We start from the raw sequence: 14579 nt of genomic DNA on the forward strand, positions 1-14579 counted from the left end.
CGTGATCGCCCCAGTCAGACGACCGGGGCGCCGCGCGTCTGGCTATCAAGGCCGCTTGATGCCATAGCCATGGGCCTGGCCTTTGCCTCGTACGGCGGCCTTGCCCTTGACGGAACCATCTCCGATGGCCACGCCCCGTCCGGCCACCGAACCGGTGCCCGATTTGCGGTGGATCCGGCCATCTTCGCCCCGGTAATACACCGTCCCCGTTCCGCTGGCCTGACCTTTGCCGATGGCCGCCCCTGTTCCCGTGGCCGTGCCGCTTCCGATGGCACCGCTGACAGGGGTGTTCCCATGCGTGGGCCGGACGGCGCCATCCCCTTCGACCCGCCCATGGCCGGCGACCAGTGCCTTTCCGTCCACCTCGCCTGCGCCCACCGCGACGCCACGGCCATCCACGGTTCCGGTACCCGATTTGCGATGGATAAGTCCATCTTCGCCGCGGTAGTAGACCGTGCCGGTCCCGCTGGCCTCCCCTTGGCCGACAGCGAGGCCTTGTCCATTCGCCGAGCCTTGGCCTGCCGCCATCCCGTTGCCGCTGACGCCGGTATCCTGGGCGGCCCACGCCGGTGGAACGGCCAAAACCAGCATCAGGATCACCGTATTCTGCTTCTTCATCGTCGTATCTCCATGACTGTCCCGGATCGGACACCGCCAGTCTCGAGAGCGATATCGGAAGGAATCCGGAAAGCCGGCTGGATGCGCTGCGGCCGGTTGGTTTAGGTTTAGCCGGCACCGCAGAGGCACCCCATGCAGCAGAGCCCCCGCATCCTGGTCGTCGACGACGAACCCAACCTGCGCCGCGCCGTGGAAGTCGCACTGCGCTTGCGCGGGTTCGAGGTCGACACGGCCGCCAACGGTCGGGAGGCGTTGGCGCGCATCGCACAGCGCCGCCCGGACGCCATCGTGCTGGACCTGGCCATGCCCGACATCGATGGCCTGGCGCTTCTCCCGCTCATCCGCAAACGCACACAGGTGCCGGTCCTGATGCTCACGGCAAGCACCGAACTGGGGGACAAGATCGTGGCGCTGGAGGGCGGGGCCGACGATTACCTCACCAAGCCCTTTGCCATGGACGAACTCAAGGCGCGGCTGGTGGCGCACCTTCGGCGCGGAGCGGGATCGAGCGACCTGCTGGCGTATGCGGATCTGCGTGTCGATCCACTCAGGCGCCGCGCATGGAAGTCGGATTCGCCATTGGCCCTGTCCGCGCGTGAGTTCGATCTGCTGGTCGGCCTGATGCGCGAGCAGGGGCGGGTCTTCCGCAAGAGCCAGTTGCTGGAGTCGGTCTGGGGAGTGGACGCCGAAGTCGGTACGGAAACGGTGGATCGATTCGTGTCCTTGCTGCGTGCGAAGCTGGAGGCCGATGGAAGCCCGCGTCTGGTCCAGACCGTGCGCGGCGTGGGCTACACACTGCGCATCGAGGAGAAAATCGGATGAAGCGCTCCACGCGAACGGCTTGGATTTCGGCCGCGGTGTGCTGCGTGCTGGCGTTGGCGATCCTGCTGATGGCCTTGCTGGTCTATCCGCGCGTGGGTCCGGGCGTGCTGAAGCGCTATTGGGCAGTGTCGGCCATCAGCCTGGTGCTGTCGGCGCTGGTCGGATACCTGATCGCGCAACTGGCCCAGGCCACGGTCGCACGCGACGCCCAGGCAAAGGAGTCAAGGTTGCGAAGCCATCTGGCCGAGGCCGGGCACGAGTTGCGAACGCCATTGGCGGTGATGTCCGCCTCGCTCGACAACCTGCGGCACGCCATCCGCCCTGGCGATACCAGCGCCTATACCCAGCTCGATGGCCTGCAGCAGGAGGTCAAAAGGATGAGCGCCCTGGTCGCCGACGTGTTGCTGCTGGCTCGGCTGGATGTCATGCGTCGCCCATCGAACGAATGGATCGCGCTCGTGCCGACGCTGGAAGAACTCGCGGCCGAGGTCAGGCAACTGGAACCGGATCGCGTGATCGCCGTACAGGCGGCTCCCGGACTTCGTGTTTGCATGGACCCGACCATGCTGCGCGAGATCATCCGCAACCTGCTGGACAATGCGCGCAAGTACGCTCCCGGATCGCCCATCGACCTGCGGGCGACCGCAGACAACGGCATGGTCCTGATCCAGGTCGGCGACCACGGCCCCGGCATGGACGAGGAAGACCGCATCCTGGCCTTCGAGCGCCACTACCGCGGCAGTACGTCGGTCGGGAAACCGGGCAGCGGGCTCGGGCTGGCCATCGTCCAGGCGGCGGTGTCGAAGCACGGCGGCTCGGTTGATCTGGACAGCCAGCCGGGCCGAGGCACTTACGTCCGTGTTCGCGTCCCCATGAATCAATGAAATTCATCCTGCAGGCTTGCCCGCCCACCCTTCATAACTCCAATGACAGATTCAACTCGAAAGCCGGGCGCAGCTAGGACGGAAGCGCAATGGTTCAGGGTCACGCCGCGGCACTATTTACGCCAGCCTGTGACCCAATTACCTACCTGATGCGAGTACCGTCGATCGCCAGAAGGTCTGGCAGGGCAAGGAGCGCGGACAGGTATTGGGAATAGTGAGCGAACGAGACCCGCCGATAGAGAAGTCGAGCATACCGCGCTCACAGGTGCATTGGCCGCAGGATGCGGTGGCGCTTTTCAAGGCGGTTGGTGGGGCTTTGCTTATGAGCAACAGTTCTATCCGATGCCAGGCCAGCGCTGAGGCCCAAACTCCCAGGACACCCCGCCACCGCGCACCGTCGCGGCGAGTTGCTGCCCCAGCCGCTGTTCGATCACCGGCCGCCACGGTACCAGGCTGAACCCCATGCCATCATCGAGCATCGCGTAGCGACCGCTGGCGAGCATGACCGAGCGACGGTAGATGCCGGCCACGCGCTGACCGTCGGCGATGGGCCTATGCTCCAGTCCGGTGTCGGCGGCAATGTCTTTCGTGGCTTGCGCCAATTCCCGATTGCGCAGCGTAGCCAACAGATTCCGGGTGAGGATCACGCGCTGGCCGCGCTTCTCGGCCAGCCCCCGTTCGGCCAGGAAGTCGGCACGCTGCTGCATCGCCTGCTTGGCCTCGCCACCAAAGCCCAGGTCGCCCAAGCCTCGGCCGCCGTTAATCAACTGCTGATCCAGCCAAGTGGCGCCGATGACGCGGGCCTGCCGCTCGATGGGTAGGTGCGATTTCAGCTCCACCGCCACACCGCCCAGGCGCTGCGCGTCGTAGCGGCGGCCACGCTCGGCCAGGTCGTCCGGCACCTTCCATAGCCCGTCGGCCACGCGCTCCACGATGCCGGCCCGGCGCAGGGCTTCCAGTCGGCGGACATGGGCCGCAACGACTTCCTGCGGGTCACGACCGGGCTTGGCTCGGCCTTGCTCAATCGCCAGGTGATGATCGGTGCGATACAGCCCATCGCTCGCCAGCGCGGCGATGTTCCTGTCGGCGGCGCGCACGTCGGCCGATCCCTTCACCTCCACCACGGCGCCGGTCGGATAGTTCGCCAGCTCGTCGCGGGCGTTCAGCGCGACGTAGTGGGCCTTGCCGTCCACGCCGTCGATGACCAGATAGCCGCGGTCGTGCAGTTCGTCGGCCAGCCCCTTGGCTGCTACGCGGCCGAAGATGGTGCGGCCGTCATCGCCCGGCTCGAACACCGCCAGCTCGCGCGGCTGTCCGCTCATGGCGCGCTGCATCGTGCGGATGATGTCGCCACGCTCGCCCAGGGCGCGCAAGGTCTTCTCGGCATCGGTATGGATGGCCCAGGAGCCCGGCTGCGCCTCGTCGGCCAAGCCCAGGCGCTGCAAGCGCTGCAGGCGGCCGATCAGCAGCAGGCGCTGGCGCTGCAAGCGGGGTTCGTTGAGCCGTTCGACATGCACCAGGCCATCGTCGCTGGCCTCGCGCTTCAAGGTGCGATCCAGGCTCGTCCACCGCTCCTGTTCCACCTCGCGCCCCAAGGTCTGCTGGATCTCCAGCTCGGTGCGCGGCCCCAGCCATTCGGTCGCCAGCTCGGCGGCGCGGTGGCGGAAGCCATCGGCGATGTAGTCGCCCGCGATGATGAGGTCTTTGCCGGTGTCGTCGCGCCCGCGCACGATCAGGTGGGTGTGCGGGTTGTCGGTGTTCCAGTGATCGACCGCCACCCAATCCAGCCGCGTGCCCAGGTCGGCTTCCATGCGATCCACCAGATGCCGGGTGTAGGTGCGCAGGTCGTCCAGTTCGGCCCCGTCCTCCGGCGAGACGATGAAGCGGAAATGGTGGCGGTCATCGGCGCAGCGTTCCTTGAAGGCATCGAGGTCAGCTTCGTCGGCCTGTGGCCCGTAGGCCCGGCCCGGTTCGCCATCGCGACCCGCGCCGTCGCGCTCGATGTAGCGCAGGTGCTTGGCGAGCGACTGTGGGCTGGCCCGTTGGTGATTGACCAGCAAGGTTTTGATGGTCACGCGCCGCGACATGGGCGTCAGCTTCGCGCCGGCGAAGCGCGCCGCCGTATGGCCGCGCCCCAGGCGTGAGCCGGGACGCTGGCCGGTGGCAGCCGCCCCAGGACGGCGCACCGCCGACTTGCCGCTGCTGGCTTTTCCGGCCTGCTTGAGCACCTTGGAAACGAAGCTCTGCCCCTGGCCCTTACCCCGGTTCTTCGGGGCGCTGGGGCGCACGCGGAAATCGTCGTCGCGGCGGTCGGTCATCGCCGTTCTCCCTGCAAGCTCCGGCGTGTCCGGTCGTGCGAAGCACGCGGACATGCCTGCATTGGCGCGGGCCTCACGCCCCACGCGGCACGGCGGCGAAGCCGCTGCGTGCCGCGCCACCCCCATGTGCAGACAGGCTTTCGACGCGGCCCGGTGCCGCGTCCTTTTGTCTTGCCTTCCGCCTTTGCCCCTCGCTGGCGCTCCGGGCAGCGGCGGCCCGGCGGCGCTGCTGCGTGAGCAGCCAGCGCGCCGGCGAACGCGGCGACGGCCACAGGCCGGGCGCGTTCGAGGCAAGACGCCTGCACATGGGAAGGCAGCGCGAAGTGCAGCGCGGATGCGCTGGCACTGCACGCGCGACAACATGCGGAAAGCCACCGGATCGGCACGCCCGATGGCACGATGAGATGCACGGCAACGTGCAGCGAATCGGCAGCCATCATGGGCGTGCCTCCAGCCAAACCGGATGCGCGACGCCGATCACGGCGGATGCGCTGACCGGCCCGAAATACCGGCTGTCGAACGACGCCGGGTTGGTCACACTGAGCAGGAACAGTTCGCCGGGTTCAAGGCGACGGCACTGCTGCCAGCTTGGCAGCGAGCGGCCCCAGCGATCAGCGGGCAGCACGGCGGCCGAAGGCACGCCGTCTATGCGGACGGTGCGACCAGTGATGCACACCTCTTGCGGCGCGATCGCGCCCACCCGCTTGAGCAACGGCACGCGCGCCGGCAGGTAGCCGCGCTGTGCAGCCAGCGCGGCGGCATCTGGTGGCAGCGTGGTCAGGACGATGCTGTCCACGGACAAAGGACGTGGCAGCGAGCCGGTGCCGTGGCCCAGCGGATCGACGCGATACCAGCCGACCGCCACGCTGTCGGATGGGTTGTAGATCAGGCGCGGCAGCGGATGCACGAAGGACGCCCAGGCCAGCGCAGCGAGGCCGCAGGCGGACAGGCCCGCCAGCACGATGCGAGCGCGTAAACCTGCGCGGGGCGAGCGAGGACGCGGCGCGGCGCCGCCAGTGGAAACTGCGGTCATGGCAGCGCCCTCCCTGTGAGCCAGGCGGCGTGCCGCTCGGCGGTGTATTCGGGCAGTGGCTGACGCGCAGCAATCCGGTTGGCGAGGGTGCGCCAGTACGCGGGCGAGGCACCGACAGGTGCGATGCCCAGCGCCTCGATGGCGTCGATGCGTTCCAGCACGGCGCGCACTGCGTTCTCGCCCTCGGCGTGCAGCAGCAGGCGCGCGCCCGGCTGCACGCCGGGGATGCGCTGCGCCGCATCGAGCGGCGTGCAAGCCTGCATGACCATGAGCTGCCAGCGCACGGTGCCGTAGTCGTTGGCCTGCCAGCGGGTGCGGCAGAACACGGCACCCGGCAGGAACACCGCACAGCGCCGCCAGCGGTCGAGCTGGAGGGTGCGCGCGGGTTCACCGAAGCGCAGGTAGAGCTTGAAACGGGCCTCGATGTAGGCCAGCGCCACGCGCGTCAGCGGTGTGCTGGCAGGCTGGCCTGTAGGCGCTGCGAGCGCAGCCGTGGCCGTGCCAGTGGCCGGCGAAGCAGATGCAGTCATGGCGTGTTCTCCCTGCGGTTCTCTGGAAACTCCCGTTCCAACAGGCCGCGCAGCAGGTCGGCCACGGTCACGCCTTGCGTGAAGGCCGACACCTTGATGCGCGCCCGCATCGCGGGCGTGATGTCGAGGGTCAGGCGGGCGGTGTAAAGGTCGCCCTTGCCCAGCGCATCGGCGTCGCCCTGGCGAATCCACACCTCGGCGTGCGGATTCGCAGGCGGACGCGCGCCGATACCGACGCGCTTTGCGCGTATCGGTGGCTTCGCCGTCATGTCGGCCACCGCAGCAGTTCATCGACCAGCGCGGTGATTTCGCGGGCGGCCGCGCTGTCCGGCGCCGTCTCGCATGCAAGCCGGCCAGCGGCCACGCTGTCGGCGAACACGATGCGCTGATGCACTTCCGCGCGCAGCGCAGGAAGCGGCTGGTCGGCGAGCGCCTGGCGCGCTTCGCGCCCGATCACGGTGGTACTGACGCGCCGATTGATGACGAAGGCCGCGCGCAGTGCAGGCCGGAACACCTGCGCTTCACGGATCAGCGCCACCATCTCGGCGCTGGCCCACACGTCATAGGGGCTGGGCTGCACCGGGATCAGCACACGCTCGGCCGCCAGCAGCGCAGAGCGCGCCAGGGCGGCAATCCGGGGTGGCCCATCAATGACGACGTGATCGGCCCGCCTGGCGAGTTCTGGCGCTTCCTGATGCAGTGTTTCGCGTGCGAGGCCCACGGCGCTGAACAGCCGTGGCAAGCCTTGCTGGCTTCTGCGCTGCGTCCAGTCCAGCGATGAACCCTGCGGGTCGGCGTCCAGCAGGACGACGTGCTGGCCGCGCGTTGCCAGCTCGCCGGCGATGTGCGTGGCGAGCGTGGTCTTGCCCACGCCGCCTTTCTGGTTGAGCAGAGCGACGATCATGGCCTGGCCCTCCATGCTGGAAAGCCGGGCTTTTGCTGCTGCGTTTGTGGCCGCGTGGTGGTTGTCCACCGCAGCGGCGCTTCCCTACTAAAAGTTAGAGAATTTAAGTTAGGGAAGTTAGAGGGCGCGCAAACCCAGCACTGGCGCGGGTTTGCGGCCGATCGGCACGCCTGATAGCACGATAGTCCCACGCCTGATAGCACGATACCCCGCACGCCTGATAGCACGACACCATTCACAGGTTGTCCCGGAGTTATCCCCGTGCCGTTTGCGGCACGGGCCGGAAGGTCAGCAACTCCATGCCGTTGTCCGGCATCCGCTCGATGCCCAGGACGTAGCCGGGCAGCGACTGCCGCGCGACGAGCGCGCGCAAGTCGCAGGCGAAGTCGTAGGGCTTGGCGGTACTGCCCGATTTCTGGTGCAGGTAGCGAAAGTCGAACTGCCAGCCGTGTTCCTGCTTGCCGCCATGCTTGCGCACCAGGCGGTACAACCACCGCTCGATGCCGCCCGTGAGCCGGAAATACGCCGGGTCGATGGTCAGCACCAGGGCGGCGTCGAGCACGCCCGCATAGAACCAGTCGGGCAGGATCAGCTCGATGCCCAGCGGCGTGCCGCTGGCGTCGGCCAGCTCCTTCCATTCGTTGATCCACGAGAAGCGGTGCAGGCGCCGCCCGGTCGTCTCGCGGATGGACGTGGCCACGGTGGTCGATTGCAGGCGATCCAGCGCAGCCTTGAGGCGCTGGTAGTCGCGCAGCGACTTGCCGCGCCCGATGAAGCGCAGGATCTCGTAGGGCGTGGCGCGCATCAGCCGCGACGGCCGCAAGCCCGCGTCCTTCGCTTCCACGATCTGCGAGGCCGCCCATATCAGCACGTCGGCATCCCAAATCGTGGCGATGCCGTGTTCCTGCGTGCCTTCCACGCGGATCGTGACGTTGCCCGCGCGGAAGTCGATGGGCTTGACCCGCTTGGACTTGCCGAGCGAGAAGAACGGATAGGCCATCAGGTCTTGGCTGTCGCGCGGCGCCATGTCGCCGGGCAAGGCGCGGAACAGGTCGAGCTGTTCGCGCTCCTGCAACGGCCGCTGCCGGGACGGCAGCGCGGTGCTGGACATGGCGATGGCCTGCCGCGCGCCGCCGATCAGCGCGCACGGCTGTCGGCCGAGTGGTGCTCGGCGTATTCGGGATCGGAAGTCGTCTCGAAGCTGCGGTCGGCGGCCCAGGCATCGAGGTCGGCCACGGCGTACATGACGCGCCGGCCGAACTTGCGAAAGCGCGGGCCACCGCCAATCACGCGCTGCTTTTCCAGCGTGCGCGGCGATAGGCGTAGGTACTCGGCGGCTTCGTCGTTGGTGAGATAGCGTTGGGGCTGCGCGGCAGCGGCCGAGACAGTGGCGGCAGGCCGCAAAGGAGCGGGACGCATGGTGTGAACCTCCATCGTTTGAAAACGCCCGGCCACACAGCGCGACCGGATGGAGGCAGTCTCAAGAAGCGAGGGGTTTCCGATCAGGGCCGTTTTGCGTCCGCATCAAAACGACCCTTCTCAAGCGGCGGAAGCTGTGCTAACCGGCGATAGCCGCTACGCATCAGCGCATCGCCGCGCCGCACTAGGCGGCGCACCTTGGAGCGCAGGCCGCCGTCGCTGTACCAATCGGCCGCGGCGTCGGCACCGAACAGCCCTTCGCCCACATCGCGCAAGGACGCGCCCGCCAGGGTCGCGTCGAGCGCCTGCAAGGTGTGCAGCTCCAGCAGCGCGGCAGGTGGTGGCCTGGGCTTGGCGTCGGCCAAGGCTGGGCCGGGCGTATGGCGACGCGCATGCGCGGCAGCGCCGCCGCGATGGGCATAAGCCACGGCCATGCCGTCTTCCAGGCCATGCGCGAGCGTGAAGCGCAGGCAATGGCCTGGGCTGCACGCGATCAGCGCCAGCCCTTTGCCGTCATGCAGCAGTTGCTTGTGGCCGGGGATGCTCCAGAACGCGAACGTGGTGGCATCCTGCGGTGGGTCGGCGTCAGGGTGGAGCTGCACCACGGCCGCATGACCAGGCAGCCAAGCCGGATGCGCGTCACGCGCATCCAGGGCTGGGTCTTCCAGCAGGCGCAGGCCCCAGCGATGCGCCGCTCCCTGTGCCGTCTGTGGCCGGCGATGGCGACGCAGCCAGTCGAGCCGGTAGTCGGGGTTCCTGCGCAGGTATTCCCAAGCGAGCGCAAGGTCGTCCAGATGCAGCGCGTACAGGTACGCGGCTGTCGGATACCAAGGCTCGGCGCTGCGATCGACCATGACGCCATCTCCCTGCGAACAGGACTGGCCGCCACGGAAGGACTACGCGCAACATCGTCAGAACATCAGGGATTGCAAGGTGGCTGGTGGGTGTCAAGACCGATTGGCTCCGATGCGTTGCGGTATTCGTCTCAATGCTGCGGCGGCAACGCCCCGAAATGGGGCGCCGTACAGACCAGCTTGCCGCAGCCCGCGTCGGGCATCATGTCTATTTGGATCAGACTGGTGCGGCTGCACCGCAAGAATGCTGATTGAGACCTGCCCGGTATGACATCAGACTGAAAAAGTCACAGTAGGCTGTGCTCAGTCCGGGATAGCCCCATCTTGCTCGGCCAAGCAGGTGTATTCCGACAGTGTGCGTGTGGGCTGGAAATAGAGATCGCGCATCACGGGCTGCTTGCGTGGCCCGACGATGCCGGCCAGCTCGGACAGCTTGACGGTGCCTTGCGCCGGCATCCCGATCCCCAAGTCGATGAGCCCCCAGGCGGTATCGCCATCGGCGGGGTCGAGCGCGGCCAGCAGCCAGGTCACATGCGCGTCCGGCGTGAACAGCCGCACCACGGGCACAGGGTCGATGGCTTGCCCAGCAGCGCGGGCCGCGCCGTTGGCGAGCAGTTGCGCGCGCTCCGGGGCGGTGGTGAGTGACTGGGGCATGGTCGGCAATCCCACAAATCCAATGATGCACGAATGCGGCTTCACGCCGAAGCGCGGAACCGCCAAGCCGGATGTGCGCCTTCGTGCGCAAGCGCGAATGCGGTTTCGTGGCTTTGCTGAAACCCGCTGATGCGAATTTCCGTAAAGGCACAGAGACGTAGAACAACACCAAATGAACACTATAGATTGTAGCCCTATAGGGCGCAATGGGCTGTCATCTTGGTTTTTCGAGGGAAACCATAGGTGGCGGCTGGGAACTCATTGGCGAAGGCGTTGAAGACGGTCAGGAAGGCGCGTGGCTTGAGCCAGGAAGCCTTCTCTGACGTGTCCAGCCGCACCTACATGAGCACCCTCGAACGCGACCTCAAAAGCCCGACTCTGCATAAGCTGGCCGAGCTGTGCGAGGTGATGGAGATCCACCCGCTCACGCTGCTGACGCTGGCCTACGCGGGCGACAGCCCGCGCAAGGCCGACGAGCTGCTGGCGCAGGTGCGTCGGGAGCTGGAGGCGGTGTTGAAGGAACGCGACGCGGCGAAGCCGCGCGCATGATGTGGTGATGTGCTGCGACCAGCAGCACAGCGCCCCGCCGCGATGGGCGGGGCGCTGCGGCGGTCACGCCGCCTGGGGCTTGCTGCGCGACCAGATCAGGTCGTGCGTGCCGTCCTCGCCTTCGATCAGGCGGGCATAGACCGCTGCCGGGAACGAAGGATCGTCGAGGGTCACGGACAGGTACTCGCGGCCGGCCTCGCTGGTCTTCTTCCATGCCGCGCCGATGTCGTGGCCTGCAGCCTGGAGGCGGAAGTCGGGGGCGTTCTCGCTGCTGCCCTTGTCGTTGGGAACCAACTTGACCTTGACGTTGAGCATCAGGGTGCGCAGCGTGCCGGTGAAGCCGTCTTTGTCGGTGGTGAAGGTGCCGATGTTGGCCATGATGTTTCTCCTTTCGGTTGAACAAGGTTCGCGCCCATCGCGTCCTTGTTGTGATCCGGCCGGCGGGGGATGGGCTGGCTACACCGCCTGCGGTCGAAACGCAGTGGAGAACCGGGAGGCGAAAAGAATTTGCTGCGCGAGGAAGCCGCACAGCGGCGGGGAAATTGTTTTCGCTGGACGGTTGCGGCCATGAAGCCCGAGGCGCAGCCGCGCCCCCGCCAGGATTCACAACGAGACAAGGACGCCTTGGGCCGGACCACTCCGAAAGGAGATAGGGCCGGCTCGGCATCCCCGCCCGAAGGCTTCTCCGGCTCGCCCCCCCTGACGCGAGCCAGGTCAACCACCCAACGACAGGCGAGCACGCTCCTGCTACACCTTGCGGCGCAGGTCTTGAGGCGCGGTGTGGAAGCTCCATAGCGATGCCGGGCGGGTTGTCCGTGAACCGTCCTTCGTGACGTGATGGGCAGGAACCGCCAGCGTTGAGGACGGCACGCATCCGCACAACCTGCCGCAGCAAGCGCCAGCGTGTTCGCCAGCGGCCCGTCCATCGCGGCGGGGCGCTGGCCAGGCCGATCCGGCGCAGCCGGTTCGGCGGTGTTTGAGGGGCGCCAAGCTGCGCGCGGCGGGGATAGCCCGCAGGGCGTTCCCCTGGAGGCAAGCGAAGCGCGCAGCGCCGCAGGCGCGAAGGCGTGAGGGATTGAAGCCGAATGGCCGTGACGGCGAAGACGGCACGGGGCGCAGCCCGAAAGCCCGGCGGCGCATCGCGCCGATACGCCCATTTCCGCATTCAAATCTAGTCGTTCGATACTGTTGGTTTCGGAAGCATCGAAGTATGGAGGCGCTACATGCCAGAGAACTACCTCGAACAATCACGCGATATACAAGCCCGAATGTCCAGTATGGGGCTTACGTTAGACCATCTGAAGATGATCGGAGCCTTCATCGTTGCTTATGGTCTGTTTGAAACGACATTGGAGCGAGCGCTGTGGGCGCTTACGGAAACCAACGTAGCAGGCGTTCGACCCTTCACGGAAAAAATGAAGTCAGAAGATCAGTTCAAGGCGTTGGGAAATGGGAACCCGAAACTTAGCGCCAAATGCAATGCCGTGTTGAAGGTTGCGGCAGAAGTGGCCGAAGACTTGAACGAGTATCGCAACAGCCTTGTTCACGGCCATCTAATCTCATTCCCAGGCGGTGGTACACCGTCATTCATGAAGAACCCGGCTTGGCACCAGGAGAAAAGGAACAAAGCCGTTGGCGATGCCTATATTGACGAACCGTTTCAGGATCTTGTCCTCGTCGCGGCTTGGACACTTGCAAGGCTTGCACGACTTGTAGAGAAGTCGTTGGTAGAACCGGAATCTCAACGCGCCATCGAAGCTCTGGAAGGAGACGTTCGCAGGGCACGCAGCTATGCCGGCGAAGCACGGCATCTGCGCGCCCTTATGAATCATGAAAAATACTGAAGGAACCGCGCCGCGTTTCTATGCAACACGGTGTAGCTCTATCAGGGGCTGTTCCGATTCGACTATTGGCCTTGAACAGCGGGCGCGGCCACTGCCGCGCCCGGATTTGCTTTTCGCCGGCGCCCAGGACGACACGGCCTGGGCGCCGGTGTTGATCGCGGTCGGTCCTTCGTCCCGATGAACTACTGTACAAAGCGCAGCGCCCCGGACGAAGCCGGAGCGCTCGCATTCGGTATAGGTCAAGCGGCCAGCGCTTCGGAGGATTCATCCGCCATTGCCCCGGCATCTCCCGGCGCATCCTGTTCCTGCGCTTCCTCCGGTACAGCTTCCGGGCCTTCGGCCTTGAAGATGGCGGGCATCCAGCCCGTGCCATCCGCCAGCCGCTCGGCTTCGCTGGCAATGTCGGCCTTCTTCAACTTCGCCAGCCGGGTGACTTGCTCCGGCGCATACTCGCCCACGGCTTGCAGAATCGCGGCCTTCGCAACGTGCTTGAAGTAGCCTTCTGCGGTCGGTTGCCACCATGCAGCCATGTCGAGGCCCACGGCCTGCGCCAGTTCCTCGCCGCGCTGGTGCGGCGTGGCGCGAGGCGTCACCACGTCCACCGTGGCGGCCACGCATACGGCCAGCAGCCGCACCAGTTCGTCTTGCGGCTTCGCCAGCAGCACGGCGAACAGTTCGGCACTGTCGTCCGGCAAGGCTTCACCGGCCACCTGTTGCAGTTCGCGCAGCGCCACGGCGGCGGACGATTCCGGCCAGTCCGGGGCCATGCCTTCCAGCCGGTCTTGCACGGTGAGGCGCACGCCCAACGGCAGGCCATCGCCGTAGGCGTCGGGCTGCAAGACGGTCTGCACCATGCCATGCACCAGCGCGGCCAGCGCGACTTGCGGATGGCGTGCGACTTCGATTTGCAGCGCCGCCGTGCGGTGGGCGCTCAACCGCTGCGCCAGCCGGTCGGACAGGCTCGCGGCCTTGGGCGCGTCGTCGTCCTCGTGCTCGTCGTTGGCGGCTTCGCCTTCGGTGCTGCCGAAACCGCGCCGCAGCTTGTCGAGCGTACGCAGCGCCTTCGCCTCGGCTTCGCGCAGCAGGCCGCGATGAATGACGGCCTCGCCGTTGCGGTCGATGGTGACGATGGCACCGGCCACGTCGCGCACCTCGGGCGTATAGCCTTGCAAGGCGTCCTCCGCGTCTTGCAGTTCCCCGACCACCTGATCGCGCCGCTGTTCCAGCTTCTCGGCCTTGGCCTCGTCCTCGGCGTCGCAGGCTTCTTCCAGTTCGGCGTCGATCTTTTCGAGGCGGGTTTCCAGCGAGGCGATGCGGCGGGCCTCGCGGGTCGTCGGCTCGCGGCGATGGCGCGGGGCGTTCTGGAACGCCTGCCGTTCCTCGTAGGCCAGATGCGGCACGGCCTCCACCCATGCCCATCCCTCGGCGCGCACGTCCTCGGCCAGCGTTTCCAGCTTGTCGCGCACCAGCGTTTCCAGCACTCCGGTATCGGTGAGGTAGGTTCCGGCATCGCCTTCTGCGAACAGGTCGCGGCGGATGCCGCCGTTCGCTGCCTTGTAGGCGTCCAGCCCGGCGAAGCGCACCAGCGGGTGCGTGGCGTCGATTTCGCGCTCGGTCAGGCGCTCGCGCAGCTTGGACGGGCTGCGCTGCCATTCCGGCGCACCATAGAACGCGGCTTCCTGCGCAGCGTGGTCGTCGGTGATGGTCAAGGCCATCAACTGTTCCAGCGTCACGCCACCGGCGCGATAGTCGGCCATCAGGCGCGGCGAGACGTTCGCCAGCTTCAAGCGGCGCTGCACCACCAGCGGGGACACGCCGAAGTCGGCGGCAATGTCCTCGATGGGCCGGCCTTCCTTGACCAGCGCGGCGAAGGCCGCGAACTGGTCGGCGGGGTGCATGTTCTCGCGCTGCACGTTCTCCGCGAGGCTGACGGTGCGGGCGGACGCATCGGCCACCAGCAGGCACGGCACTTCGTAGTCGGCGGGGATGCGCTTCTTCTTCGCCAGCAGCTTCAAGGCGGTCAGGCGGCGGTCGCCTGCGACGACTTCGTATTGCTCGCCATCGGCGGCGAGGATGACGATCAGGTTTTGCAGCAGGCCGATGCGGGCAATGCTCGCGGCCAGTTCGGGGATGGACTGGCGCGGGGTCGT

16 protein-coding genes are annotated in these 14579 nt (G+C 66.8%); 4 read left to right on the top strand and 12 right to left on the bottom strand.

Annotated elements, in window-relative coordinates; all coding sequences use genetic code 11:
- Positions 1–45 precede the first annotated feature (45 nt).
- Positions 46–618: a PE-PGRS family protein gene (locus tag QRO95_RS04400; protein WP_014646127.1), complete on the bottom strand. Its 573-nt coding sequence runs from the start codon at positions 616–618 to the stop codon at positions 46–48.
- 132 nt (positions 619–750) lie between these two features.
- Here QRO95_RS04400 and QRO95_RS04405 point away from each other — a divergent pair, with 132 nt between their 5' ends.
- Together QRO95_RS04405 and QRO95_RS04410 are read left to right on the top strand one after the other, a co-directional pair.
- Complete coding sequence (locus QRO95_RS04405) at positions 751–1440, top strand: response regulator transcription factor (RefSeq protein WP_014646126.1); 690 nt, start codon at positions 751–753, stop codon at positions 1438–1440.
- Positions 1437–2324: a sensor histidine kinase KdpD gene (locus QRO95_RS04410; protein WP_014646125.1), complete on the top strand. Its 888-nt coding sequence runs from the start codon at positions 1437–1439 to the stop codon at positions 2322–2324. The genes QRO95_RS04405 and QRO95_RS04410 overlap by 4 nt, the downstream gene beginning before the upstream one ends.
- A gap of 335 nt (positions 2325–2659) precedes the next feature.
- On the opposite strand, the gene QRO95_RS04415 is transcribed toward QRO95_RS04410, so the two are convergent.
- The 9 genes from QRO95_RS04415 to QRO95_RS04455 form a co-directional block, all read right to left on the bottom strand.
- On the bottom strand, positions 2660–4642 hold the full coding sequence (locus QRO95_RS04415; RefSeq protein ID WP_014646124.1) for a relaxase/mobilization nuclease and DUF3363 domain-containing protein: 1983 nt from the start codon (positions 4640–4642) through the stop codon (positions 2660–2662).
- 436 nt (positions 4643–5078) lie between these two features.
- Positions 5079–5675, bottom strand: a complete 597-nt coding sequence (locus tag QRO95_RS04420; protein WP_285301749.1) for a S26 family signal peptidase — start codon at positions 5673–5675, stop codon at positions 5079–5081.
- Positions 5672–6205, bottom strand: coding sequence for a DUF2840 domain-containing protein (locus QRO95_RS04425; protein ID WP_285301751.1), 534 nt, complete (start codon positions 6203–6205; stop codon positions 5672–5674). Before QRO95_RS04425 ends, QRO95_RS04420 begins: the two co-directional genes overlap by 4 nt.
- The gene (locus tag QRO95_RS04430) at positions 6202–6474 is read right to left on the bottom strand and encodes a chromosome partitioning protein ParB (RefSeq protein WP_285301760.1); all 273 of its coding nucleotides are present in this window, start codon (positions 6472–6474) and stop codon (positions 6202–6204) included. Before QRO95_RS04430 ends, QRO95_RS04425 begins: the two co-directional genes overlap by 4 nt.
- The gene (gene parA / locus QRO95_RS04435; RefSeq protein ID WP_285301752.1) at positions 6471–7109 is read right to left on the bottom strand and encodes a ParA family partition ATPase; all 639 of its coding nucleotides are present in this window, start codon (positions 7107–7109) and stop codon (positions 6471–6473) included. Before parA ends, QRO95_RS04430 begins: the two co-directional genes overlap by 4 nt.
- A 253-nt stretch (positions 7110–7362) precedes the next feature.
- Positions 7363–8220 carry a replication initiator protein A gene (locus QRO95_RS04440; protein WP_077021925.1) on the bottom strand — a complete coding sequence of 286 codons (858 nt, stop codon included), beginning with the start codon at positions 8218–8220 and terminating at the stop codon, positions 7363–7365.
- A gap of 26 nt (positions 8221–8246) precedes the next feature.
- On the bottom strand, positions 8247–8528 hold the full coding sequence (locus QRO95_RS04445) for an AlpA family transcriptional regulator (protein WP_285301753.1): 282 nt from the start codon (positions 8526–8528) through the stop codon (positions 8247–8249).
- Between the two features lie 83 nt (positions 8529–8611).
- Positions 8612–9382: a DUF2285 domain-containing protein gene (locus QRO95_RS04450; protein WP_285301754.1), complete on the bottom strand. Its 771-nt coding sequence runs from the start codon at positions 9380–9382 to the stop codon at positions 8612–8614.
- Between the two features lie 303 nt (positions 9383–9685).
- Positions 9686–10036 (bottom strand): DUF2958 domain-containing protein, encoded by a 351-nt coding sequence (locus QRO95_RS04455; RefSeq protein WP_285301761.1) that lies wholly within the window; start codon positions 10034–10036, stop codon positions 9686–9688.
- Between the two features lie 243 nt (positions 10037–10279).
- Here QRO95_RS04455 and QRO95_RS04460 point away from each other — a divergent pair, with 243 nt between their 5' ends.
- Entirely contained in the window at positions 10280–10585 is a 306-nt protein-coding gene (locus QRO95_RS04460; RefSeq protein ID WP_026088574.1) for a helix-turn-helix domain-containing protein, read from the top strand.
- A gap of 63 nt (positions 10586–10648) precedes the next feature.
- Here the strand turns inward: QRO95_RS04460 and QRO95_RS04465 are convergent, their stop codons facing one another.
- Positions 10649–10963 (bottom strand): DUF736 domain-containing protein, encoded by a 315-nt coding sequence (locus tag QRO95_RS04465; protein WP_285301755.1) that lies wholly within the window; start codon positions 10961–10963, stop codon positions 10649–10651.
- Positions 10964–11808: 845 nt separating this feature from the next.
- Here QRO95_RS04465 and QRO95_RS04470 point away from each other — a divergent pair.
- Positions 11809–12429 (top strand): hypothetical protein, encoded by a 621-nt coding sequence (locus QRO95_RS04470; protein WP_285301756.1) that lies wholly within the window; start codon positions 11809–11811, stop codon positions 12427–12429.
- 239 nt (positions 12430–12668) lie between these two features.
- Here QRO95_RS04470 and QRO95_RS04475 read toward each other — a convergent pair.
- On the bottom strand, positions 12669–14579 hold a 1911-nt coding region (locus QRO95_RS04475; protein ID WP_285301757.1), incomplete at its 5' end, for a ParB N-terminal domain-containing protein.

Origin of the sequence: Stenotrophomonas maltophilia group sp. Smal13 (genome assembly GCF_030236855.1) — a bacterium.
Lineage (GTDB): Bacteria > Pseudomonadota > Gammaproteobacteria > Xanthomonadales > Xanthomonadaceae > Stenotrophomonas > Stenotrophomonas maltophilia_A.

Excerpts from the sequence above, each read along its gene's own strand:
- QRO95_RS04450 (WP_285301754.1), bottom strand. The coding sequence starts at position 9,382 with ATGGTCGATCGCAGCGCCGAGCCTTGGTATCCGACAGCCGCGTACCTG.
- QRO95_RS04465 (WP_285301755.1), bottom strand. The coding sequence starts at position 10,963 with ATGGCCAACATCGGCACCTTCACCACCGACAAAGACGGCTTCACCGGC.
- QRO95_RS04410 (WP_014646125.1), top strand. The coding sequence starts at position 1,437 with ATGAAGCGCTCCACGCGAACGGCTTGGATTTCGGCCGCGGTGTGCTGC.
- QRO95_RS04405 (WP_014646126.1), top strand. The coding sequence starts at position 751 with ATGCAGCAGAGCCCCCGCATCCTGGTCGTCGACGACGAACCCAACCTG.
- parA (WP_285301752.1), bottom strand. The coding sequence starts at position 7,109 with ATGATCGTCGCTCTGCTCAACCAGAAAGGCGGCGTGGGCAAGACCACG.
- QRO95_RS04425 (WP_285301751.1), bottom strand. The coding sequence starts at position 6,205 with ATGACTGCATCTGCTTCGCCGGCCACTGGCACGGCCACGGCTGCGCTC.
- QRO95_RS04430 (WP_285301760.1), bottom strand. The coding sequence starts at position 6,474 with ATGACGGCGAAGCCACCGATACGCGCAAAGCGCGTCGGTATCGGCGCG.
- QRO95_RS04455 (WP_285301761.1), bottom strand. The coding sequence starts at position 10,036 with ATGCCCCAGTCACTCACCACCGCCCCGGAGCGCGCGCAACTGCTCGCC.
- QRO95_RS04470 (WP_285301756.1), top strand. The coding sequence starts at position 11,809 with ATGCCAGAGAACTACCTCGAACAATCACGCGATATACAAGCCCGAATG.
- QRO95_RS04415 (WP_014646124.1), bottom strand. The coding sequence starts at position 4,642 with ATGACCGACCGCCGCGACGACGATTTCCGCGTGCGCCCCAGCGCCCCG.
- QRO95_RS04440 (WP_077021925.1), bottom strand. The coding sequence starts at position 8,220 with ATGTCCAGCACCGCGCTGCCGTCCCGGCAGCGGCCGTTGCAGGAGCGC.
- QRO95_RS04400 (WP_014646127.1), bottom strand. The coding sequence starts at position 618 with ATGAAGAAGCAGAATACGGTGATCCTGATGCTGGTTTTGGCCGTTCCA.
- QRO95_RS04445 (WP_285301753.1), bottom strand. The coding sequence starts at position 8,528 with ATGCGTCCCGCTCCTTTGCGGCCTGCCGCCACTGTCTCGGCCGCTGCC.
- QRO95_RS04420 (WP_285301749.1), bottom strand. The coding sequence starts at position 5,675 with ATGACCGCAGTTTCCACTGGCGGCGCCGCGCCGCGTCCTCGCTCGCCC.